This is a genomic window from Micromonospora sp. HNM0581 (assembly GCF_012726175.1).
Taxonomy (GTDB): domain Bacteria; phylum Actinomycetota; class Actinomycetes; order Mycobacteriales; family Micromonosporaceae; genus Micromonospora.
In genome coordinates this window covers 1-21561 of the sequence record NZ_JAASAD010000029.1, presented here as the reverse complement: position 1 = coordinate 21561, position 21561 = coordinate 1, and the positions used below count along the sequence as shown (strand labels likewise).

At 67.7% G+C, this 21561-nt stretch carries 17 protein-coding genes, 1 tRNA gene and 3 pseudogenes; 7 read left to right on the top strand and 14 right to left on the bottom strand.

The annotated features are described in order from the left end of the window. Positions 1-196: pseudogene (locus tag HCA58_RS22235) on the bottom strand (transposase); the annotation flags it as partial. A 53-nt stretch (positions 197-249) separates the two neighbouring features. Between HCA58_RS22235 and HCA58_RS22230 the strand changes: the two are divergent. Further along, entirely contained in the window at positions 250-669 is a 420-nt protein-coding gene (locus HCA58_RS22230) for a hypothetical protein (RefSeq protein ID WP_346776084.1), read from the top strand. 36 nt (positions 670-705) lie between these two features. Here HCA58_RS22230 and HCA58_RS22225 read toward each other — a convergent pair whose 3' ends face one another. After that, entirely contained in the window at positions 706-1701 is a 996-nt protein-coding gene (locus HCA58_RS22225) for a winged helix-turn-helix domain-containing protein (RefSeq protein ID WP_169599897.1), read from the bottom strand. Positions 1702-1759: 58 nt separating this feature from the next. On the opposite strand from HCA58_RS22225, the gene HCA58_RS22220 reads away from it, so the two are divergent. The 3 genes and pseudogenes from HCA58_RS22220 to HCA58_RS24125 form a co-directional block, all read left to right on the top strand. After that, a complete protein-coding gene (locus tag HCA58_RS22220; RefSeq protein ID WP_169599895.1) occupies positions 1760-2050 on the top strand; it encodes a hypothetical protein in 291 nt (96 codons plus the stop codon). A gap of 15 nt (positions 2051-2065) precedes the next feature. Next, complete coding sequence (locus HCA58_RS22215; protein WP_169599880.1) at positions 2066-2959, top strand: MFS transporter; 894 nt, start codon at positions 2066-2068, stop codon at positions 2957-2959. Then, positions 2923-3731: pseudogene (locus HCA58_RS24125) on the top strand (IS5 family transposase); the annotation flags it as partial. The gene HCA58_RS22215 and the pseudogene HCA58_RS24125, both read left to right, overlap by 37 nt. A 210-nt stretch (positions 3732-3941) precedes the next feature. Here the strand turns inward: HCA58_RS24125 and HCA58_RS22205 are convergent. The 10 genes and pseudogenes from HCA58_RS22205 to HCA58_RS22160 all read right to left on the bottom strand — a co-directional run bounded on the left by HCA58_RS22205 (position 3942) and on the right by HCA58_RS22160 (position 13511). Continuing rightward, positions 3942-4574 (bottom strand): hypothetical protein, encoded by a 633-nt coding sequence (locus HCA58_RS22205; RefSeq protein WP_346776083.1) that lies wholly within the window; start codon positions 4572-4574, stop codon positions 3942-3944. A 1-nt stretch (position 4575) separates the two neighbouring features. Continuing rightward, positions 4576-5850, bottom strand: a complete 1275-nt coding sequence (locus HCA58_RS22200; protein ID WP_346776082.1) for a hypothetical protein — start codon at positions 5848-5850, stop codon at positions 4576-4578. A 17-nt stretch (positions 5851-5867) separates the two neighbouring features. Beyond that, positions 5868-6614: an ATP-binding cassette domain-containing protein gene (locus HCA58_RS22195; protein WP_169599892.1), complete on the bottom strand. Its 747-nt coding sequence runs from the start codon at positions 6612-6614 to the stop codon at positions 5868-5870. A 622-nt stretch (positions 6615-7236) separates the two neighbouring features. Beyond that, the gene (locus tag HCA58_RS22190) at positions 7237-7653 is read right to left on the bottom strand and encodes a type II toxin-antitoxin system VapC family toxin (RefSeq protein WP_169599891.1); all 417 of its coding nucleotides are present in this window, start codon (positions 7651-7653) and stop codon (positions 7237-7239) included. Next, positions 7635-7889 carry a hypothetical protein gene (locus tag HCA58_RS22185; protein WP_169599890.1) on the bottom strand — a complete coding sequence of 85 codons (255 nt, stop codon included), beginning with the start codon at positions 7887-7889 and terminating at the stop codon, positions 7635-7637. The genes HCA58_RS22190 and HCA58_RS22185 overlap by 19 nt, the downstream gene beginning before the upstream one ends. 299 nt (positions 7890-8188) lie before the next feature. After that, a complete protein-coding gene (locus HCA58_RS22180; protein ID WP_169599907.1) occupies positions 8189-8503 on the bottom strand; it encodes a helix-turn-helix transcriptional regulator in 315 nt (104 codons plus the stop codon). Between the two features lie 27 nt (positions 8504-8530). Further along, positions 8531-8893 (bottom strand): annotated as a pseudogene (locus HCA58_RS22175) (type II toxin-antitoxin system RelE/ParE family toxin); the annotation flags it as partial. Between the two features lie 93 nt (positions 8894-8986). Next, a tRNA-Lys gene (locus HCA58_RS22170) sits at positions 8987-9058 on the bottom strand. Positions 9059-9118: 60 nt separating this feature from the next. Then, positions 9119-13162, bottom strand: a complete 4044-nt coding sequence (locus HCA58_RS22165) for an AAA family ATPase (RefSeq protein WP_169599905.1) — start codon at positions 13160-13162, stop codon at positions 9119-9121. Between the two features lie 19 nt (positions 13163-13181). Then, positions 13182-13511, bottom strand: coding sequence for a CU044_2847 family protein (locus tag HCA58_RS22160; RefSeq protein WP_169599888.1), 330 nt, complete (start codon positions 13509-13511; stop codon positions 13182-13184). Positions 13512-13877: 366 nt separating this feature from the next. Between HCA58_RS22160 and HCA58_RS22155 the strand changes: the two genes are divergently transcribed. Next, complete coding sequence (locus HCA58_RS22155; RefSeq protein WP_169599886.1) at positions 13878-14549, top strand: hypothetical protein; 672 nt, start codon at positions 13878-13880, stop codon at positions 14547-14549. Beyond that, complete coding sequence (locus HCA58_RS22150) at positions 14546-17806, top strand: DUF87 domain-containing protein (RefSeq protein WP_205809421.1); 3261 nt, start codon at positions 14546-14548, stop codon at positions 17804-17806. Before HCA58_RS22155 ends, HCA58_RS22150 begins: the two co-directional genes overlap by 4 nt. 67 nt (positions 17807-17873) lie before the next feature. Here HCA58_RS22150 and HCA58_RS22145 read toward each other — a convergent pair whose 3' ends face one another. After that, positions 17874-18335, bottom strand: a complete 462-nt coding sequence (locus HCA58_RS22145; protein WP_169599884.1) for a MarR family transcriptional regulator — start codon at positions 18333-18335, stop codon at positions 17874-17876. 121 nt (positions 18336-18456) lie between these two features. Between HCA58_RS22145 and HCA58_RS22140 the strand changes: the two genes are divergently transcribed. Further along, positions 18457-19362 (top strand): NADP-dependent oxidoreductase, encoded by a 906-nt coding sequence (locus HCA58_RS22140; protein ID WP_169599882.1) that lies wholly within the window; start codon positions 18457-18459, stop codon positions 19360-19362. Between the two features lie 58 nt (positions 19363-19420). On the opposite strand, the gene HCA58_RS22135 is transcribed toward HCA58_RS22140, so the two are convergent. Further along, positions 19421-20443 carry a sodium:calcium symporter gene (locus HCA58_RS22135; RefSeq protein ID WP_346776081.1) on the bottom strand — a complete coding sequence of 341 codons (1023 nt, stop codon included), beginning with the start codon at positions 20441-20443 and terminating at the stop codon, positions 19421-19423. Positions 20444-21561: the final 1118 nt, after the last annotated feature.

Genomic DNA, 21561 nt, shown 5'->3' with positions numbered 1-21561 from the left:
CGATCGTGCGCGGCCAGACCGTCGCGACGGCGTCCGGCAGGCCCTTGAGCCCGTCGCAGACGAGCATCAACACGTCGGCGACGCCGCGGTTCTTCAGCTCGGTGAGCACGTGCAGCCAGTGATCGGCACCTTCACCGCCGTCGCCGGCCCAGATCCCGAGGATGTCGCGATTCCCGTCGACGGTAACCGCCCACCACCTTCCACGGGGCCTACTACCGGGCGGTGGAGGCGGACATGGTGCCGGGTTGCGTGCAACGTCCGCGGGTCCCGTTCGCGCTCGCGGCCAGTGGACCGCGGGGCTTCCGCTTGGCCGCCAGGTTCGCCGAGACCTGGGTGACGATCGGGGACGCTGGTCGACCGGGTGAGCGGTCCGAGGCGGACGGGTGGGAGATGCTCCGGCGTCAGGTCGGGCAGCTGACCGCCGCGTGTGAGCAGGCCGGGCGCGATCCGAAGCGGATCGGCAGACTTGTCAACGTGAGCAGGGCGATGCCGGATCCGTACGGCTCGGTCGAGCGTTTCGTCGACGTGGTAGGTCGCTGCCACGAGTTGGGTTTCACTGACGTCGTGGTCAATCATCCCCGCCGGTCCGGGATCTGCCACGGCGACCCGGACATGTTCGCGCACGCGGTACGGCAGGCGCTGGCCGTCTTCGGCCGGGGCGGCTCGTAGCGCGCTCCGTCGGCCGCGTCCAGTGAGGGCCGCCGGTCAGTGGTCGGATCGTCTGCCCGAGGACGGGTCGGTTTCCGTCTGGACACGGACGAGCTGGTCGCCGGTGGAGGTCCGGTAGTAGAGGACGGACCGCCCGGAGCGGCGACGGTGGACCAGCCGCGCGTCGAGCAGGATCTTGAGGTGGCGGCCCACCGTACCCAGTCCATAGCCGCTCAGGGCGACGAGCTGGGTGGTGCTCTTCGGTGTGTCCAACTGGTTGAGCAGACCGGCCCGGACCGGGCCGAGGAGCGCACCGAGTGCGCGGGGCGCCATGGTCTGTCCGGCTTCGACGAACAGACCGGCGCAGGGGTACACCACCGCGTACCGGTGCGGCTGGTCCCAAGCCACCCAGCCGCGTTGTGCCGTGGTCGGTATGAACAGCAGCTGCGCGTCGGCGAGGTCGCGTGGCGGGTGCTCGTACGTGTTGATCTGTAGTCGTCCGTCGCCCAGCCAGCGCATTCCCTGCCGCATGCCGCTCAGCGCGGCGGCCCAACCTCCAACGCTGATCTGTTGGGTTCGGGACACGATGTCGGCCTCGAAGATCCGCCGTCGGCTCGGCCAGTACGGCCGGACGGTGTGGCTCCACACCCACTGGGTCAGGTCGGCGACCCGGTCCGGCAGGTCCGGTACGGCCAGCGCCGGAGGGACCGAGCCGCCCAAAGCATTAGCCACTTCGGCGAGGGCGACCACGGCGGGCGTCTGGCGAACCGATCGGAGCTCGTCGTGGAAGGTCCGATCCTCCGGGCTCGGCGGCGGGCTCATGAAGTCAGGCATCCAATTCGCCTTGACTACGTTCCGGACAAACAGGGCGACCACCGGATCGGCGGCGAGCCGTTCTCGGTAGGCGGCGATCTGGGCACGGGAGTGAGCCCGTCGTCCGGGGGCCGCCGCCCGCCCGTCCAGGATGTGGAGGTTCGCGATGGTCTCGGCGAGGGCGGACACGGTGAACCGGCTCTGTGCCAGGGTGTCCGTACCGATCTGCCACACACCCATGTTTCGCCTCCTTGCGAAACTCTAGCTTCCCTCTTTCAGGAGATCGAGACTGCCGGTCATGCGTACGTATGGTGAGTTGTTCCGGATCCCGGATTTCCGGTCGCTCCTCACGGCCAGCGCCGTGCAGATCGCTGCGACGATGGCCAGCGGACTAGCGCTCAGCACGCTGGTCTACGCGGCGACTGGCTCGCCGTTGCTGGCCGCTCTGGCTCTGTTCGGCTCCTCCTTCGCCCAGGTGGTAGGCGCCACCACCTTGCTCTCCGCGGCAGACCGACTACCGCCACGGACCGCGCTGGTCGCGGTTGCGCTCCTGTTTGCGGTGGGCACGCTCAGCCTGGCCGCACCATGAATGCCGCTCCTGGCGATGTTCCTGATCATCTTCAGTCTCGGCCTGGTCAACTCGGTGACCGGCGGGGTGCGCTGGGGCCTGCTGGGGGAAATCGTGCCGGACGATGCCTACATCCTCGCCCGCTCCGTCTTCAACATGCTGGTCGGGGTTATGCAGATCATCGGGTACGCCCTCGGCGGCGCCCTGATCGCTGTCCTGTCGCCCCGGCAGGCGTTGCTGGTGAGCGCCGGTCTCTACCTCGTCGGAGCGGCCATCGTGCGGTTCGGTCTCACCGCCCGCGCACCACGTGCCACCGGACGACCGTCAGTTCGCGAAACCTGGCGGGTCAACCGCCAACTGTGGTCCTTGCCCGCCCGTCGCCACATCTACCTCGCGCTCTGGGTCCCGAACGGGCTGATCGTGGGGTGCCAGGCACTCTATGTGCCGTACGCACCGGCGTCTGCCGGTGTGCTGTTCATGGCCACGGCGCTGGGGATGCTGGCCGGCGACACCATCGTGGGCCGGTTCGTGCCCAGACGGCTACGGTCACGTCTGGTCACCCCGCTGCGCTTGCTCCTGGCGGCTCCGATTCTCCTCTTCGTACTTCCTCTGCCGGTGCCAGTCGCGGCGCTCCTCCTGGCGGTTGCCGCCGCGGGGTTCAGCGCGGGGTTGCTGTTGCAGGACCTCCTCATCGCGCTCATCCCGGACGACATGCGGGGCCAGGCGCTCGGGCTGCACACGTCCGGTTTGTTCACCATGCAGGCGGTAGGTGCAACGATCGCTGGTCTTGTTGCACAGTTCATGCCGACAGGTGCGGCGATGAGTGTCATGGCGATCGCGTCGCTGCTGGTGACGCTCGTTCTCACGCCGGCGTTGCGGCAAGCGGTGACTGCATCGAGGGTTATGTCACCGACGAGCAGTGGGCGTTGATTGGACCGTTCCTGAACGCGTGGAAGGCCAAGCGGGTCGCGGTGTCGGTGTCGGGCCGTGAGGGTGACTACGACCTGCGGGAGATCGTGAACGCGATCTTCTACCAGAACCGGACCCGCTGTCAGTGGGCGTACCTGCCGCACGACCTGCCGCCGAAGTCGGCCACTTACTACTACTTCGCCCTGTGGCGCGACGACGGCACCGACCAGGTGATCCACGATCTGCTGCGCTGCCAGGCTCGGGAGAAGGTGGGTCGTCGGGAGGATCCGAGCGCGGTGGTGTTGGACACCCAGTCGATCCGGGCGGCGAACCACGTCCCGGCCGCGACGACCGGCAAGGACGCCGGGAAGAAGGTGTCGGGGCGTAAGAGGGGCCCGGCCGTGGACGCGCTGGGGTTGGTCATCGCGGTCGTGGTGACCGCGGCGTCGGTCACCGACAACGCCATCGGCATCCGGCTGCTCGACAAGGTCGTCGAACACACCCGACGGTGAGCCGCGCCTGGGTCGACGCCGGGTTCAAACAGGACCTCGCGCTGCACGGCGCCGTCCTCGGGGTCGACGTCGAGGTCGAGGTCGTCAAACGATCCGACACCAAACCCAGGTTCGTGCCGATCCGTAAACGGTGGATAGTCGAGCAGGTCAACGGCACGCTGATGCTGCACCGCCGCCTGGTGCGCGAATACGAGAGCCGACCCGAATCCTCGGTGTCACGCACCCTGTGGGCGTCAACGGCGAACATCGTGCGGCGGCTGACCGGGACCAGCACACCCGCCGGGCCCGCTACCGCGGACTGGCCAAGACCACCCTCGACCACACCGTCAAAGCCACCGCGCTCAACCTCATCCGCCTCGACGCCTGGTGGAACGGTGAGGTCCTCGACTCCGCCGCACCAGCCACCTCCCACGCCTGGAACTCGCTTTCGCAGCCTGATAAACGACGAATGCCCAGCAGGAACAGAGTGGCAGCACAGAGTTCATGGGGCTTCAGGGGCGCCAGCGTCTCCAGCGGCGGCGACGCCATGGTGTCGCCGCGTACACGATTAGGCCCATGGCAAGCAGTGTGGCGCTCAGGATGAGGCTGGGTAGATCGTCGTGTGGCCGAGCGCTGAACTCCCACCACCGGTATTGCTGGTTCCCGGTGTATCCCCAGTAGGACAGCACGATGGCCACTAGCGACGGCAGTGTCCAGGCAAGCCGCCATCCCATGGTTGCTCCTGCGGCCAGGGCCAGCCCGAACCAGGCGATCCACGACCGCGCGATGACTCCGACCATCTCCGGCTGCATAACCCACGTACAGATGCCCAAGAAGATCACCGCCGAGCCGATACCTAGGCCGGCGAGGTAGAGCCGCTGCATGGAACGAAGCCGTCGGGTGGCTACCAGTTCCAGGCTGGCAAGCGGGCTGTGCAACGCGAGAACCGGCATTATGGCGACGCCCATGGTGAGCATGCGCCACAAGGGGATGGTCGCCTTGCCCTCTTCGACTGCTGTAGGTATTGGCGTTTCGATCAGACCGAACCAGGCGGTGAGTGCGCCCAGAAGAACTGCGACCGCCAGCACGGTCCGGGCCGGCCTGACCGTGAGAAACAACCGGACCGGGACCGTCTGTCCGGACACCTCAGCGTCCCGGCTGACAGTAACGCCCACGAAGATCGTTCACCTCGCCTTCAGCCCACCGGAACTGATCGGCACGGGACGGGTTGCCAGCGACCGCCCGTCCCTTGGCCCATGCCTGCTGCATCTGTGCAGGAGCGTTGGTGTGGTAGTCGAGGCTACCCCCGCCGGCCAGGAACGCCTCCAGCCACGCGCCGACGGCCCAGAGTCGGGGCTCGTCCGATGAGGTGACTTTCTGCCAGTCGCAGGCCTGAATGTCCTGGAATCCGAAGGTCGATGCGGTGATCGCGGTCCCTATGTCACCAGCATAGGACCATGGACTGCCCTCAAGGATGTAGAAGATCGGCGGCCCCTCCTCATAGCCGAGGTATTCCTTCCCGTCCGGCCCGATGTATCGGGTCTTCAGGAGGCCGACCTCATTGATCCGCGGCGGCCGGACGAAGGCGCCGGGCAGCAGGTCGATACGCGCACTGAGGGCGCGTATCTGGGGCAGGTACTTCTCATGTTCGGGCCAGATGCACAGGGCCGTCGACCCCTGGACACAGGTCACCTTGTTCCCCGGTGGCTTCCGGTCGGCCACCACGTTGGTGCTGAACATGACCGCGACGAGCGGCAGAATCGCAGGGACCAGCACCCATGCCCTCCGCCTAGCCCGTCCCGAGACACCTGCGACGGACAGCCACAGCAGGACCAACAACAGGGCCACGACCGACCCCAGCCGCAACGCCAACGGCAATGGATCAACCGCCACCTCGGGCCGACCAGAGATCACGACGAACCCCACCCGGTCCAGCAACGCAGTCAGAAACAGGAATCCCAATGCCGCCGCGAGAGCTGCGAAAACGGGCCCGAACAGTTGGCCGCACGCCCATCCCAGTGCAACCGAGAGCAGAATTGCGAATAGACCGAGCAGGAGGTATCCCAGCCAGAGGTGCACGCCCGGCGGGAGCGTCCGGGCGGTAACGGCGAAAGCCGCCGCCTGACCGATCAGATAGGGGATCAGCAGGACGATGACGGTCGCGTGAAGGCGGTGAGCTTCCGAAACCACCGGCTGGACCCGCGCGGCCCTCAGCTGTTCCTCCAGCCCGTGCCGCTGCGGCGCGCCCGCCGACCAGGCCGCCGCCCCCGCTCCGACAATTCCCAGCAGATACGCGGGCACCTGCGCGGCGGCACCGGTCTCAGGCCAGACGCCGATCCAGTATCGGTTCCGCAGGAACAGCACCGCCAGGTCGACGACGACGAGCACCGGCAGTGCCCAGCGGATCGGGGAGTTCCGCACGTGTAGCCATACCGTACTCACAGTTCCTGCTCTCCCTCGGGCAGCAGGTGCATGTACGCCCGTTCCAGCGGAGAGTGACCGGGGAGGCCGTCGTGGTCCAGGGCCTCCAGCTCAGCGACCGTGCCGTCGAACCTGGCCGCTCCGCCGTGCATCACGATCACCCGGTCGCACACTGCTCCGACATCGTCGATGAGGTGGGTGCTGAGCACCACGACCGTGTCACCGAGCCCTGAGATGATCTTCCGGAATTGCAGCCGCTGGCGCGGGTCCAGACCAACCGTGGGCTCATCCAGCAGCACCAGTCGCGGTCGCCCCACGATCGCCCAGGCGATGCCGGCACGCCTGCGCATGCCGCCGGACAGGCTGCGCATCCTTGACTTCCGCCGATCGGTGAGGTCAACCATTTCTAACGCTTCATCGACCGCTCGTCGCCACTGAGCCGCCGGCACGCCGCGCATCCAGGCCGCATATGTCACGAAGTCGGCAACCTTCATCTGCGGGTCGAAGCCGAAGTCCTGCGGCAGATAGCCGATCCGGTCGCGAACCCGGCGAGCCGACCGCTCGCTGTCTATCTCGATCTCGTCGATGCGTATCACGCCGTTCCGCGGTGGCATGACGGTTGCCAACGTACGGAGCAGGGTCGTCTTACCCGCCCCGTTAGGACCCAGCAACGCGGTTATTCCCGGCCGCAACGTCACACTGAGATTGTCGATGACGGTGGACGTTCCGTAGCCTTGGGCCAGCGCATCGAGCACGACACTCATGGAGAGACTCTCATTTCACGAACATGAGGTGAAGGAGTGCGGGCCCCTGACCCGCGCTCCTTCACCTCAGTGCTGGCTTTGATCAGTTGTAGTCGTAGCTGATCCAACCGTTACTGGCGCTGTACGTGCAGTCGGTGCCACTGTAGGTGGTGGTGCTGCCCACGCCACAGGCCATTCTCATGCTCTTGTCCGTCTGGTACGAGCATGACGCCTGAGTAGTAGGCACCACTGTACTTCGCGTCCGGTGAGGGGCACTTCTGCGCCCAAGCCTGTTCCACCACTGGGTGTAGCAGTTGAAGACCGTCGTGGACGTGCCGGAAGCAGCCGCAGGAGCGGTGGCAGTGAGCCCGGCTGCGCCGCCGGCAAGCAAGCCCAGTACTGCTGCTTGCGCCGATCGCGGCGTGTGTTCAAGATCCCCAACGCCGGCACCGCAGCCGGTGTCGTCACCGACGACACCGGCACTGCCACAACCACCACACCCACCGGTTCGCGCAATGGTGAGGTTGGTGGGCCGGAGGTACCACCATGCGAACCGCAGTGCGACGGTCGTCGGTGAGTCGCTTCCACTCAGGTTGGTCGCCGCCCCAAGGGCGTCAGGCCGATGATCCTCGGGCGGCTACCGTCAAGACGCCGCGATCAGCCGGATCTCGCAGCGCACGCCGTTGGCCTTGACGAGCCGGCCATCACCGGTCACGAGTGGACAGGCCAGCAACTCCGCCGCCGCGACATAGGCCGCGTCGTACGCCGTGACATTGCCCCGCAACTGCCACATCCGATCAAGCAGTGTCGCGACACCAACCTCGTCGATGACCAACGAAGGCAGGGTGTCGATCGCCTCCTGAGCCCGAGCAAGGCCGAGCTTCCCACCGAGGACCTTGCCTCTGATCGCCGACATGACCTCGACCAGAAGATGACTCGGCGCGGCCCAGTGCGAATCTCCGGTCAACTCCGCCCGCGCCGCGTCGCCGACCGGCCCGTCATCGACCAGGGCATCGGCCAGAACCGACGCATCCACCACGATCACGCGGCGCTTCCCCACAGTCCGCGCTGCTCCCGCTGGTCATTCAACTCGGCGGCACTCTCCCCCGGCAGGGAGCGAGCACCGTCCGATCGGCCGGCGAAGCGATCAAGGGCCGCCGTGTTGCGCAGCCGTCGAGCCTGCGTCTCCACCAACTCCAGCAGGTACGCCTGGAGTGACTGCCCACGAGCCTTGGCCTGGGCCGCCAAGGCGTCTCGCACTTCTTCCGGCACGTCCCGAATCTGGAGAGCAACCATGCATTCATTATGCATGCAGTCTCGCTTGCTGGCCAGGAGAACTCGAACCCTCGATCAACCGGTTCGCATGACGACTGCGGCACGGACCAAGAACTGCAGGTCAGAGAAGTACGTGGGCCGGAGGTACCACCATGCGAACCACACCGCCACGATCGCCGGTGACCCGCTACCACTGAGTTTGCCCAGGTCACGAGTGCCGGGCGGTGCCCGATGACCTCGACTTGCCCGAGGTTCCGCCGGTGCGGTTCACCGGAACGACTGGCCTCGCCGTTCGCGATGTCATCTGAGGCTGGCGGAGATCAGGCGATCTGACGGAGGTCACTGCCGTAGTCAAAAATGATCCGCATCCGGGCACCCAGTGCTCGCGCGTACCGGCTGAGGGTCGCCACCTCGTTGGCCTCCAGATCACCGTTCTCGATCTGGCTAACCCGGCCGGGCGTGACTCCCATCAGCTCGGCCACCTGCCGCTGGGTGAGACCGAGGCGCTTGCGCTCCTCGGCGAGGTGGAACGCGCTGACCCACGCCTCGGTACGGGCGCGTTCCACATCGAGCACGTCGTCGTCCCCGTCGTGCAGCTCCGCGCGGATGTCGTCCCAGTCATGGAAGTCGCCCATCAGCCCTCCCTCCGTTTCCTCGAAGGCAAGCCAGCCCTCATACGCAACCTCGGCGACCGGGATCGCGTTCTCGTACCACCGCGTCCAGTCTCCGGCCTTGTTGCCGGCGACCAACAGCACCGCCTGCGACCAGGGATCAAAGACGAACAGAAGCCGGATAGCGACGTCGCGGCCGGATCTCGGCCGCAACTCCTTGAGGTTGCTGATACTCGAACCCCGAAGAGTATCGACCAGCGGACGCCCCAGACCCGGGCCGGTCTCGGCGAGCATGTCGATCGCCACGTTCACCGACCGGTACGCCGCCGGGTCGGTCCGACGCAGGGCCCGTAACCAGTCACGGACTTCGCCTGTCGTCCTGATCGCCCAGCGGTTGGCCGGCCCATTGGTCACGGGCAAACTATAGCTCAAGCTATACACACCAGGCCACGCTTCAGTCATGCGAACCATGGAAGCGCAGGTCAACAGCGAGATCATGTTACGCGGTGGGCCGCCTGGGACTCGAACCCAGAACCTAAGGATTAAAAGTCCTCAGCTCTGCCATTGAGCTAACGGCCCGTAGGGACATCAGGCTACCCGATCATCCGCCTCGGGTTGAGGTCCGCCCGAGCGGGGGCGTCAGTCGGTGATCCGGAGCGCCAGCAGTCCCTGGTCCAGACCAACCAGCAGGGTGTCACCGTCGGTGCAGCAGGCGAGGGCCGGATGGTAGACGGGGATGGTCCGGATCAGGCGACCGGTGGTCAGCTCCCAGATCCGCACGGTACGGTCCCGGCTCGTCGAGGCGAGTGCGGTTCGCCCATCGATCTCCACCACGCTCAGCCCGGTGACCGGGCCACGGTGTCCGGTCAACCACCGCAGTGGCTGGCCCCGCTCGGCATCCCACATCCGGATGCTGCTGTCCGCGCTGCCTGACAGCAGAGCTGGTCGCCCCGCGACCGTTACGCCGCACAGCGCGTTCACCGAATCCTGGTGGCCCTGTTGGGTCCAGAGCGGGGTGTCCCCGTCTGCCCACAGCATCACGGTTCCGCTCTTGTCCGCGGAGGCGAGCGCCTCGAAACCCGTGCAGTCGACGGTGGCCAGCGCGGTCACCCAGGCGCGGGTGACATGCCCGAGCAGCACCCGCCGTACGGCGCCGGTGTGTGGATCCCAGATCCTGACGACCTGATCGTCGCCGGCCGAGGCGACGAGGGTCTCGTCACCGACGGTGATCGGGCAGACTGCCGCCACCGGGGCGTAGTGTGCGCTCATCTCCCGTACGGGTGCACCGTCGCGGGTGTCCCAGGTCTCGATCAGGTTCGTCTCGCCGGTGGTGAAGACGAACGACTCGTCGTCGTCGGTCACCACGCACATCGCGTTGACGGCGCCACCGTCCGTCTTGAACTCGAGCAGTTGCTCACCGGTTGCGGCGTCCCAGAGGCGCACCTGCCCGTCGGAGCCGCCCGCTGCCACCGTCGACCGCCGGTCGGGTACGTGGCAGAGGGCGTTCACCGGCCCGAAGCGGTCCTGCGCGGCGACGGTGTCCGGTCGGCCGCCGGTCGGGTCCCACAGCCGGACCGTCCCGTCGTCACCGGCGGTGGCCAACATCCGGTTCCTGGCGGTACGCAGCTCACATACCGCTCGGATCCACGTGGTGTGCCCTCGCAAACTCGGCCGGCTCGACCAGTCCGACACATCCCACAGGCGGATGAGCCCGTCCTCGCCAGTGGACGCCAGCAGCCGACCGTCCTCCACGTCGACGGTGCAGAGATCGGTCAGCGGTCCGCCGGTTTCGAGGACGTGGACCGGCCGCCCGGTCAGCGGTTCCCACAGTCGGACAGTGCCGTCGTACCCGGCCGAGGCGAGCAGCGTGCCCTGAGGCGTGGCGACCGCGCAGAGGGTGGTCACCCAGCCGGTGTGGCCGGTGAGGATCAGCTCGGGGCGGTCACCGGTGTCCGGGTCCCAGATCCGGACCGTACTGTCGTAGCCGGTCGATGCCAGCAGGTGCCGGCCGGCCGGCACGTACGTCACGGCCGTCACCCAGCCGGTGTGCCCGGTCAACCTGTGTCGTTGAATGCCGGTGACCGGGTCCCACACCCGTACCGTCCGGTCGTCGCCGGCCGACACGAGCAGGTCACCGTCGGGCAGCGGAAGCACACAGACGTTGCGTACCCAGTCGTCGTGTCCGCGCAGTTCGTGCCGGCGGCGACCGGTGCGGGGATCCCACAGGCCGAGCGTGCCGTCGTGGCTCGCGGTGGCGATCAACACGGCACCGTCACCGGTCCGGACCGCGCATACGCTACGGATGGTGTCGTCGTGACAGGTGAAGACCTGTTCGGCCTGGTTCGTCAACGGATCCCAGAGCCGCAGGGTGCCGTCGTCTCCGGCGGAGGCGAGCAGGCGCCGATCGTCGATCTCGACGGCGGCGACGTCGTAGACGGCCTGCGAGTGCCCGTCGAGCACACTGCGCTCCTGCCGTGGCGGGGTGTGCGCCCATCGGGCACGATACGGTGCCGAATCGGCCACGATGGCGCTGTCCAGGCCGTAGATGTGGTCGACGACCGAGAAGAGCGCGGCCCGCTCGGCCGGGTCCGCGGCCACCGCCAGCGGCGTGCGTTGCAGCAGTCTGGCCCGGGCCAACCCCAGTGGCGTCATCGATCCCAGTTCTGTGTCGACGACGGCCAGCAACCGGTCCAGGTGGGCGTGCCGCAGGTAGTTCTCGTCGGTGAGCAGGCCCTCGACCAGCCCGGCGCGGACTGCGTGCTGGGGCAGTGAGCGCAGCAGGTAGTCGGGGGCGGCGTGCCATCCGTCGACGCGGGCCAGTTGCGTCCATGCGGACACCAGCCGGTGCTGGTCGGTGCGGCGGGAAGGTCCTGGGCCCCGATCGGCGAGCAGGGCATCGTTGAGTGCCTGGTGGAACAGACGGTACGCGGGCTGTGTGCCACCGCCCGTCTCGACCAGGAAATTCGCCGCCGAGGTACGGGCGAAGCTACGCAGCTGACCCTCGGTGGCAGCCCCGCCGAGCGCCGTCACCGCAACCTGCCACAGGCGCAGTGGCAGTCCCGGTGTTTCGGCGTACGCCAGGGCGGTCAGTGCCAGACGGGCGGATGCCGAACCCGCCGCCGGCAGTCCCGCGAGGTACGCGTCCAGCGCGTGCGCCACGGTCGCGGTGAACGATACCGTTTCCGGGTCCACCGGTTCGCTGTCCCGGAGCGCGTGCGCTCTGGCCACCAGGCCGGCGACGAGGAAATTACCCTTGGCCAGGATCGCGATCCGTTGAGCCAGCGGGGTGGCGACGGCGGGGTCGGCGTACGGATTGGCGGGGCGCTCGGAGCCGAGTAGCGCTAACGTCGCCTGGGCGTAGTTGACGAGATCTGACTCGGCGAAGTATTCCGGCGTGTCCAGATCGACAAGTTCCACGTCGTTGCCGAAGCAGGCGAGCAGGTCACCTCGATCGTCGGAACGTCGGGTGCCTACCAGCACCCTGGCCCCGTACCGGCCGCAGTCCCGGGCCAGCGACCGCAGAATGTCGTCGACCACCCGCCTCGCCTGGTCGGGATCGGCTGCCTCGTCGAGGGCGTCGATGACGAGTGTGAATCGGGCCGGGCGCCGTTCCAGCCGTTCGCGTACCGCCGGGATCAGGTCGGCCGGTGTGCTGGGCAGGTCGACGGCGACCGCGCGGGCTATTTCGGCGGCCACCTCGAGGGCGGTCTTGCCTTTGGCGTGCACGGCGCAGGAGACCGAGTCGGGTGTTGCCCGGACCGCGACGTCGTCGTCGGGTAGGGACGCGGCGATCTTCCGGTCAGCGGTGGTGACGATCCGGCCGAGGACAGCTGACTTACCCACGCCGGGAGAGCCGGTGACGATCAGTGGTCGGGTGGCCGGCCCCGGCTGGTCGATCCAGTTCACCAGGTGTCGTAGGGCGGTGCTCCGGCCGCGGAAGCGGGCCCCGCCCTCGGTGTCGACTGCCACGCCGCGTGCTCTCGGCAGCCAGTGGCGGCCGGCCTCGCCGTCGCTGCTCAGCGTCCATCCCCAGGCGGAGAGCGCGGTGTCGTCGGCGTCCTCGACCCGCCACGCCGACAGCGCTCCGAGCTTCATCTCGGGTAGCTGGGCGTCAGCGTGGTGCAGCGTGACCGCCTGCCCCTTGCCCTGCCCGTCGGCGGAGACGACGACCCCGACGACCGCCTGGTACTCCGGGGACCAGAGGGCTCCACCGCTGAAACCTCTGCTCAACGCGCCACCCTCGCCGCTGTCGATCATGACGAGTCCCCATCCGCCGCTGTCGGTGACGGTGCCCCTGGCCGGGGTGCCGCCGGTCACGCCAGCGGGATAGCCGTATGCCCAGAAGGGACGACTCGTCATCGTCAGGGGCTTCAGGCAGCGCAACCGTGCCGGTGTGACGGTGGCCGGCACCGGATCCGCGAGTTCGAGCAGGACGAGGTCGACGTGGGCGGTCCGCATACCGTCGTGCAGGCACTGACGGACCAGGCGCCGGTCGAAGTAGGTGGCCTTGGACGCGCGGGGAAAGGCCACCGAGATGTCGTCGTGAAAGGTGCCGTCGGCAGCGAATGCCACATGGTGACAGGTGAGGACGAGGTTCGTGTCGACGACGACGCCGGCACCGGCCGGAATATGTTGATCTCCGCGGTAGAGGGCGACTGCCCAGGAACTGTCGTCAGGGACCATGTTCACGGGACACCGGCCGTCAACGCCGTAACCGCGGGCCGTTTTCCGGCTGGCCGACCGTATGCCAGTGGAGGGTGACCTCGAAGTTCGCCTCGCCGGTCGCCTTGGCGACCACCCAGTTGGCGGTGCCGGTCGCCTTGATACCGAACTTGACCTCGACGGCGTCGGGAGAGATTGCCTTCACCTGCTCCAACAATTCCTGGGCGGCCGCGACAGCCGGTGCGGCGGATTCCCGCACCCAACCGGCGACATCGCCGGCTCCGGCCGGCTGGAAGCCGGTCGGCGGTTCCACCTCGATGAGCGCGACTGTGGTCTCGTCGACCTGGTAACGGACTACCTCAGACTGCACGGTCGCCTCCGTGGCTGGCGTTCCTGAGAGGGGCGGAATCGAAACCGGAATGGCTACCGTGCCTCCGGCAGGTCAACCATGCTGCCCCTGCCGCTCTTTCTTGGCAACGGGCCGGAACCTGATCGACTGACCAGGTTCCGTACCGACGTGTGATCCAGCGGCTCCACGCAGGACCATTGAAGATCTACTTTGGCGTACTGTCGGCTTTCCGCCAAGAAAGACGTGACCTTGCGCTTACCGCGCACCGTCGGCAGAATCGGCCCGGGCGCGGGCTGCCCCCGTTCCCGCAAGCACGGCCATCCCCTTCGAGTCATCGGCCATCACCTCCGGATGGCGATGACACGCGTGCCGCAGAGGAGCATCCGCATGTCGGAAAAGGAACTCACCCTCGTTGAGCGGTGCATTCTCATCACACTGATGGTCAAGGCGACATCGCTGCCCCAGACGTACCTCAAGAACGTCGCCGGCATCGGCGTGACACCCGCTCATCGCAGCAAGCTGCGGTCGCTCGATCTGATCGAGGTGACCGAGAAGCCGATCACCCTGACGTTGACCGACGAAGGTTGGTCACGGGCTGCCACGGAGATGGGGTCGGAGCCTCCGAGGGGTGCCGGCAGCGCTGGCGGGACGCTCTACGTCGTACTCGACTTCCTGCGCCAGCTCGTCGACCGATCCGGTGTCCGGGCGGACGACCTCTTCCGGCTGGAGATCAACAGTAGCGCCGTCGTCGCGCCCCGGGTAGGGCCGGCGGAGTCAGGCCCCCCGCAGGACCAGCAGGTCGATCCGGTCGCCTTGGTGCGGCAGGCCTACCGGAAGCTCGCTGCCGCTCCTGGCAGCTACGTCATGCTCGCCGACCTGCGTTCGGCGCTCAGCGACCTGTCCCGCGCCGAGGTCGACGCCGCGCTGATCGAACTCAACCGGGAACGCAACGTGCACCTGGTTCCCGAATCGAACCAGAAGGTACTCCGGCCGGAGGAGCGGGCCGCGGCAGTGAGTGTCGGCAATCAGGACAAGCACCTCATCGCCATCTCGTCATGATGACCGACGTGGAGCGGCAGGCCCTCGCGGCGCTGAGGTTCAACTGGGCTCCGACACCCGACGACGTGTGGAAGCCGGCTCCGTTCCATGTGGATGGCCTGCACCGCGACGTGGTCACGACGGTGCTGGACAGCTTCCTGGAAGCGGAGAAGAGCACGGACTCCAGCCCCGTCGGCGTCGCCATTCTGGGTCAACGGGGCACCGGCAAGACACATCTGCTCGGTACGGTCCGCCAGCAGGTGCATCAGCGCGGTGGGTTCTTCTTCCTGGTCGCTCTGCTGGAGGCCCGTGCGTTCTGGCACAGCACCGCCATGTCGATCCTCGCCGACCTGGTCAGGCCGACACCGAACGGAACGACGCAGCTACGGACGTTCCTGCGCGAACTGGCTGAGCGCATCGGCGCCCCACGGGCGGTACGCCGAGCCGTCACGGGGGAAACCGAACTGACGCGTAGCGCCCTCGATGCCTTCGTCGATCTGATCCGTAAGGTGGACCGGCCGATCGGCACCGAATGTCAGGACGTCGCCCGAGCGCTCGTGCTGTACGCCGCGGAGCCGCCGAACACCCAGGACGTCGGCTACGACTTCCTCTGTTCCGCCGAGGAGGAGCAACCCGGTACCCGGGCCGAGTGGGGCCTGCGGCGTAGCCGGCGTGCCCCGCAGGAGGTGGTCCGCGACGTGTCGCGGCTGCTGGCCATGGTGGGGCCCACGGTGATCGCGGTCGACCAGATCGACCTGATGGTCGCCCAGTCCGTCAAGGCCACCAACCAGGACGTCCGGGGTGAGACGGACTGGCAGACGTCGTTGTTGTTGGAGCAGGTTGCCAGCGGACTGATGGCGTTGCGGGAAACCGCCAAACGTTCGTTGTCCGTGGTGTCGTGCCTGCCACAGACCTGGCAGAGCGTCAAGGAACAGGCCACCGACACGGTGCAGGACCGGTTCCGGGAGGCCGCTCCGCTCAAGGAGATCCCCAGCATGGAGATCGGGCGGGAGCTGATCGAGAAGCGGTTCGCGTTGATCTTCGATGAGCTCGGTTTTCAGCCGCCCTACCCGACCTGGCCGGTCCACCAGTCCGCGATCGACGAGGTCGTCGGCTTCACACCCCGCGGGCTGCTCCGGCGCATCGACGCACATGTCCGGGCCTGCCTGGCGGACGGCGAGGTGACCGAACTCGAACACCTGCTGCACTCCACCGACCACCTCCCGGCCGAAGCGGCCCTGCCTGCCCGAACGGCAGTGCCGCACAACTCGGACAACGACTTCGGCAAGATCGACACTCGGTACGCCGGTCTGGTCGCCGAAGCCGACCCGGAGTTTGTCGCGCACCCGCAATTCGAGGACGCCCGAGTCCCGTCGCTGCTGCGGGCCGGCCTGACCGCGTGGATAGCGGAGCAGGAAGGTGCCGTAGAGGCATTCAGCCTCGACCCCCTCTCCGCCAGTAGCAAACCGGCCCTGCACGCACGATTACGCCACAGCCTCGACGACGAGAGCGAAGACGAGGAGCACTGGTCGTTCCGGGCGGTCTCAGCGTCGCACCACATCGCCGCGCTCAACCGGATCCGCAACGCCGTCACCGCTGCCGGCCTCACCGAGGGAGTCGCCAAGCGGCGACTGTTCCTGCTGCGCAGCGCGGACTGGTCGACTGGTGCCCGTACCCGCGAGGTGTTGGCGGCGTTCGAACGAGCGGGCGGTCGGAGAATTTCCTTCCCCACCGCGGACATCTGCCGGATGATCGCCTTGGAACGCCTCATCGAGCAGTACGGGCTGGAGACGCTGCGTCCGTGGTTCGCCGACCGGCGACCAGCGTCGGAGATCACCTGCCTGCGGGAGGCGTTGGGGGGTCGATCACCGCAGCGGTCAGCCGCACCGGAGCCGGGGCCGGCGTGCGAGCCACCGGCGCCCCTGCCGACACCGACCGTGACCCGGGTGACGACGCCTCCGGACGCTGCCGGCACTCAGCCCCATCTGACGGGGGCCCCGCCCGTGCCGGTGGCACCTCAGGACGTCACCACGCCGGTCGCCGGGCTCGATCCGACCTTCCTGACCGTCGGTACGGTCACCGGCCGCCCGGATGCCGTGCGGGTCAACGTCGAGGCGCTGCGACGACACACGGTCATCTTCGCCGGCTCCGGATCCGGCAAGACCGTCCTCATCCGCCGGCTCGTCGAGGAATGCGCGTTACGAGGCGTCTCGGCGATCGTCCTCGACCCGAACAACGACCTCGCGCGTCTCGGCGAGGCGTGGCCGGCACCGCCGGACGGGTGGGGGCCGGACGACACCGGCCACGCCGAGGCGTACCTGTCGGGTACCGACGTGGTGATCTGGACGCCCGGACGACAGAACGGTCGACCGCTGAGCTTCCAGCCGCTGCCGAGGTTCGCCGACGTGCTGGACGACGCCGACGGGTTCACTGCCGCCGTGAACGCCGCCGTCGCCACTCTCGCCCCGCACGCCCGGGTGAACGGCGGTACGGACAAGGCCCGGCTGGGCAGGGCTGTGCTCCGCGAGGCGCTGATCAGTTATGCCCGTTCCGGGGCGAACGACCTACGCGAGTTCACCGACGTGCTCAACGATCTGCCCGACGGGGTGAGTCAGCTCGACGGTGCGCCCAAGCTGGGGGCGGGAATGGCCCAACTCCTCAAGGCCGCGATGATCGACGATCCGCTGTTCGGTGGTCTCGGTACTCCCGTCGATCCTGGAGAACTGCTCACTCCGCCGCCCGGCCGACGAGCGCGGATCTCGGTGATCAGTTTCGTCGGTCTGCCGGCGGATCATCAGCGCCAGAGCTTCGTCAACCAGTTGCAACTGGCCCTCTTCACCTGGATCAAGCAGAACCCGGCGGGCGACAGACCACTGGGTGGGCTCTTCGTCATGGACGAGGCCCAGACTCTGGCCCCGTCGGGTGGAGTCACCCCCTGCACGGAGAGCACACTGGCGTTGACCTCGCAGGCCCGAAAGTACGGACTGGGCCTGGTCTTCGCCACCCAGGCGCCGAAGGCGCTGCACAATCAGATCCCCGGTAACGCCGCCACCCAGTTCTTCGGCCTACTGACGGTGCCGGTGCAGATCGAGGCGGCTCGGGACGTTGCCCGGGCGAAGGGCACCGATGTGCCGGACATCGGCAAGATGCGGGCCGGTCAGTTCTACGCCGGTGTGGAGGGCGCCCGTTTCGTCAAGATGCAGGCTCCGATGTGCCTGAGTCACCATCCACGAAGTCCGCTGGCGAACGAGGAGGTCGTACGGCGGGCGGCGACGTGACGTCGCCATCGGGCGGGCGACTCGTTCCGCTGCCGGTTGTGGTCGGCCTTCGGAGGTTCTTCGGCTTTCAGGTGGCGCGTGGGTCGAGGGAGCTGGCGATCTGAGCCGTGATGGCGCCGAGCTGCCGCTCCTGCTCCGCGGTCATCTGGCCGAAGAGGTGCTCACGCAGCGTTGCATAGTAGTCAGGTGCTGTCTCGGCGTACTTCCGTGACCCGGCCGGGGTCAGCCTGGCGGTCGTGTAGCGGGCGTCCGCCGGGTCCGGCTCACGGACCAGCCAGCCCTGACGCTCCAGCCGGGATGCGATGCGGGACAGATGCGACGGGGTGACCCGGGACAGCTCCGCGATCGAGCTCATCGTGTGGGTGCGGTCTCCGTGCTGGCTGAGGCACCACAGGATCAGGAACTCGGGGTGGCTCAAGCCCTGCGTCTTGAGCCGCTTCTCAAGTGCTGACGGCAGCCACAGGAGCACCGAGAGCAGGGATTCCCAGGTCTCCGCCTGGTCGGGCGCGAGCTCGTGTTCTGCCGGCACGGGCGGAGCCTAACACGCCGACACTTTCCGCAGAAAGTGACTCGTCATACACTTGCCGCGGAAAGTACCTCCACCTAGTGTTACTTTCCGCAGAAAGCAAGTCAGCGGAAACGGAGTTACCATGCGTGCTGCCCGATACCACGACTACGGCCCCGCCGAGGTACTCGTCATCGAGGACATCCCCGAGCCCCAGGCCGGACCGGGCGAGATCCGGATCAAGGTCGCCGCGGCCAGCGTGAACCCGATCGACTGGAAGCTGCGGTCTGGCGCGTTCCGTGCCGCCTTCCCCGTCGACCTGCCCGCCGTACCCGGTCGGGACGCCGCCGGCGTGGTGGACCAGGTCGGCGCGGATGTGTCCGGGGTGACCATCGGTGACCAGGTCTTCGGGCTCGGCGGCGTCCTCGGCGCCTCCGCAGAGTACGCCTTGCTGACCGCGTGGGCGCCCGTGCCCGACCGCTGGACCCTGGAGCAGGCCGCCGGCGCCGGTCTGGCCGTCGCCACCGCCGGCCGGGGCCTCAACGCGCTCGGCGACCTGTCCGGACGCACGCTGCTGGTCGAGGCCGCCGCCGGAGGAGTGGGGAGCGCCGCCGTCGCGATGGCCCGAGCACGTGGCGCCACCGTCATCGGCACCGCCAGCGTCGGCAAGCACGACTTCCTCCGCAGCCTCGGCGCGCTCCCCACGACGTACGGCGAGGGGCTGGCCGACCGGGTCCGCGCCCTCGCGCCCGGCGGGGTGGACGTGGCCTTCGACGCGGCTGCCTCCGGCTCCCTAGCCGACCTCGTCGCCATCACGGGCCACCCGGACCGTGTCGTGACCATTGCCGACGCGGCTCGCGCCGACCAACTCGGCGTGCGACACCTCTACGCCGAGAACGACTCGACGGTCCTCGCCGAGGGCGCTGCGCTGGGTACCCGCGGTGCGTACACCCCGCACCTGGCGGCCACCTACCCGTTGGAGAAGATCGCTGACGCGCACCAGGAGTCCGAGCGCGGCCACACTCAGGGAAAGATCGTCCTCGTCGTGTGACGGACACCCGCTGGTGACTACCTCGCGAAGGCGACGGGCCGCCGTCCCGCCATCGATCTCAGCCGGGCCGTAGCAGCAACAGGGCTACGGTGGCCAGGTAGATGAGCGGGATGGCGGCCCCTTCGAAGCCGATGCCCCGACGTTCCCTGATCAACAGTCCGGCGGTCAGCGTGGCCGTCATCAGCGTGGTCATGCCGGTGAACAGCAACCCCGACAGGTTCGCCTCGGAGTAGATCGACCCGTCCCGGTAGGTCGCGTCAGCGAGAAAGATCATCAACGAATCGAAGGCGTTGCCTCCCAGAATGTTGCCGATGCCTAGGGTCAGTGCCCCGATCCGGACCGCCGCGATGAGGGTGATCAGCTCCGGCAGCGAGGTGATCGCGGTCGTGAGGGTGAAGCCGACGAAACCGCTGGGCAGGCCGGAAGCGGCAACCACACCGAGCCCACCCTGCCCGATTAGGTAGCCGGTGGCGGCCACGACCGACGCCAGCGCGGCGAGCCGGAACCACAACCGGCGCAGGCTCATGCCGGACGTCTCGGTCGCCGGCTCGTCCTGACGGGTGTCGGTGGTACGCCGGGCGAACCACATCGGCTCCCGGCGGAGCCGACGCAGCAGCACCAGACCGTACAGGTAGATGACCGGGATCAGCAGGCTCGCCGGATGCACCCAGAGGACGGTCAGCTCTGGCGTCGCGTACGCCACCACGGGTAGGCAGAGCAACGCCACCAAGACGACTGCCTGCAGGACGTTCTCCAAAGAAGCTGCTGCGTGCTCGATGTTGGAGCGGCGATAGAGCAGGTCGGCGATGGCCAGCCAGACCGTCTGCACCGCGATACCGCCGATCGGGTTGGCGAGGGCGAACTCGGCGTCCTGCCGAACTGACCCGATGACCGTGGTGGCGATGCCGGGCAACGAGGTCACCGCGCCGAGCAGCAGGGCCCCCGCCACCGCCTCGCCCATGCCGGTCCGGTCCGCCAGTTCATCCGCCGTCCGAACCAGAGCCGTACCCGCGAACAGGATCGCTGCCAGCGCGGTGAACAGGGCAATCACGCTGGGAAGGAGCGGCCAGGTTCCGATCACGAGGGGACTCCTGAGAATAGTCGCCGAGAGGATCGCATGTCTCCCTCGTACCCAACTGGCTTGCTCAGTAGAGGTCCGATTTCGAGGTTGCCACGCTCGCCGTCCGTTGCCACCGGGCTGCGCCGCTCGCGGGGTTGTCCCGGACACCGACAACCACCAGAACCTCATTCACGTCTGTCGCCCTCCGAGCATCATTCCGAACACTCATCATCTTTGTCCTTTTTGCTACTTAAGTGCATCTAGTCCTTTTTGGGTGCTTACGATGCCAGCGATGGCCGGCTTCACCCGGCGTTATTCGTAGGCAGCAGCGCGTACGCGCTACGGGGGTTCAAGGAGAGTCTGAGTGGGTAACAACCGACCGTTTCGTCGACGGATCAAGCGTGCCCAGTCGGCCCGTCTCGGAAGCATGTTGTTGGTGGCAGGTATCGCCGGCAGCCTCGCCACCGCCGGACACCCAGCCCACGCCCACGTACGCAGCCTCAACGCTCAGATTCCGAACACCCCAGGCCCTGCTGGGCTCGCACCCCGCTGGCAGACGACGACGTTCTCGCACGATGACGCCGGACCCGATCTGAGCGACTGGGCCGGCTGGGACGAGTGGAACGACACCGACTCAGGCCCACACGGTTGGCAGAGCTTCGACGACGAGTGGCGCTGGCGCAAACCCTCGAAGACCCACAAAGGAAAGCCCGGTCCTCAGGGGCCACAGGGCGACACCGGCGCACAGGGCGCCACCGGCCCACAAGGCTTCCAAGGATTCCAAGGAGCCACCGGAGCCCAAGGCACCCAAGGAGCCCAAGGCGCGCAAGGCGACACCGGAGCCCAAGGCGCGCAAGGCGACACCGGAGCCCAAGGCGCCCAAGGCGCCCAAGGAGCCACCGGCCCACAAGGCTTCCAAGGATTCCAAGGAGCCACCGGAGCCCAAGGAGCCCAAGGCGCACAGGGCGACACCGGAGCCCAAGGCGCCCAAGGCGCGCAAGGCGACACCGGAGCCCAGGGAGCCCAAGGCGCACAGGGCGACACCGGAGCCCAAGGCGCCCAAGGAGCCCAAGGCGCCACCGGCCCACAAGGCTTCCAAGGATTCCAAGGAGCCACCGGAGCCCAAGGCACCCAAGGAG

Excerpts from the sequence above, each read along its gene's own strand:
- HCA58_RS22140 (WP_169599882.1), top strand. The coding sequence starts at position 18,457 with ATGCGTGCTGCCCGATACCACGACTACGGCCCCGCCGAGGTACTCGTC.
- HCA58_RS22180 (WP_169599907.1), bottom strand. The coding sequence starts at position 8,503 with ATGGGCGACTTCCATGACTGGGACGACATCCGCGCGGAGCTGCACGAC.
- HCA58_RS22155 (WP_169599886.1), top strand. The coding sequence starts at position 13,878 with ATGTCGGAAAAGGAACTCACCCTCGTTGAGCGGTGCATTCTCATCACA.
- HCA58_RS22195 (WP_169599892.1), bottom strand. The coding sequence starts at position 6,614 with ATGAGTGTCGTGCTCGATGCGCTGGCCCAAGGCTACGGAACGTCCACC.
- HCA58_RS22225 (WP_169599897.1), bottom strand. The coding sequence starts at position 1,701 with ATGGGTGTGTGGCAGATCGGTACGGACACCCTGGCACAGAGCCGGTTC.
- HCA58_RS22185 (WP_169599890.1), bottom strand. The coding sequence starts at position 7,889 with ATGGTTGCTCTCCAGATTCGGGACGTGCCGGAAGAAGTGCGAGACGCC.
- HCA58_RS22220 (WP_169599895.1), top strand. The coding sequence starts at position 1,760 with ATGCGTACGTATGGTGAGTTGTTCCGGATCCCGGATTTCCGGTCGCTC.
- HCA58_RS22215 (WP_169599880.1), top strand. The coding sequence starts at position 2,066 with ATGTTCCTGATCATCTTCAGTCTCGGCCTGGTCAACTCGGTGACCGGC.
- HCA58_RS22165 (WP_169599905.1), bottom strand. The coding sequence starts at position 13,162 with ATGGTCCCTGACGACAGTTCCTGGGCAGTCGCCCTCTACCGCGGAGAT.
- HCA58_RS22150 (WP_205809421.1), top strand. The coding sequence starts at position 14,546 with ATGATGACCGACGTGGAGCGGCAGGCCCTCGCGGCGCTGAGGTTCAAC.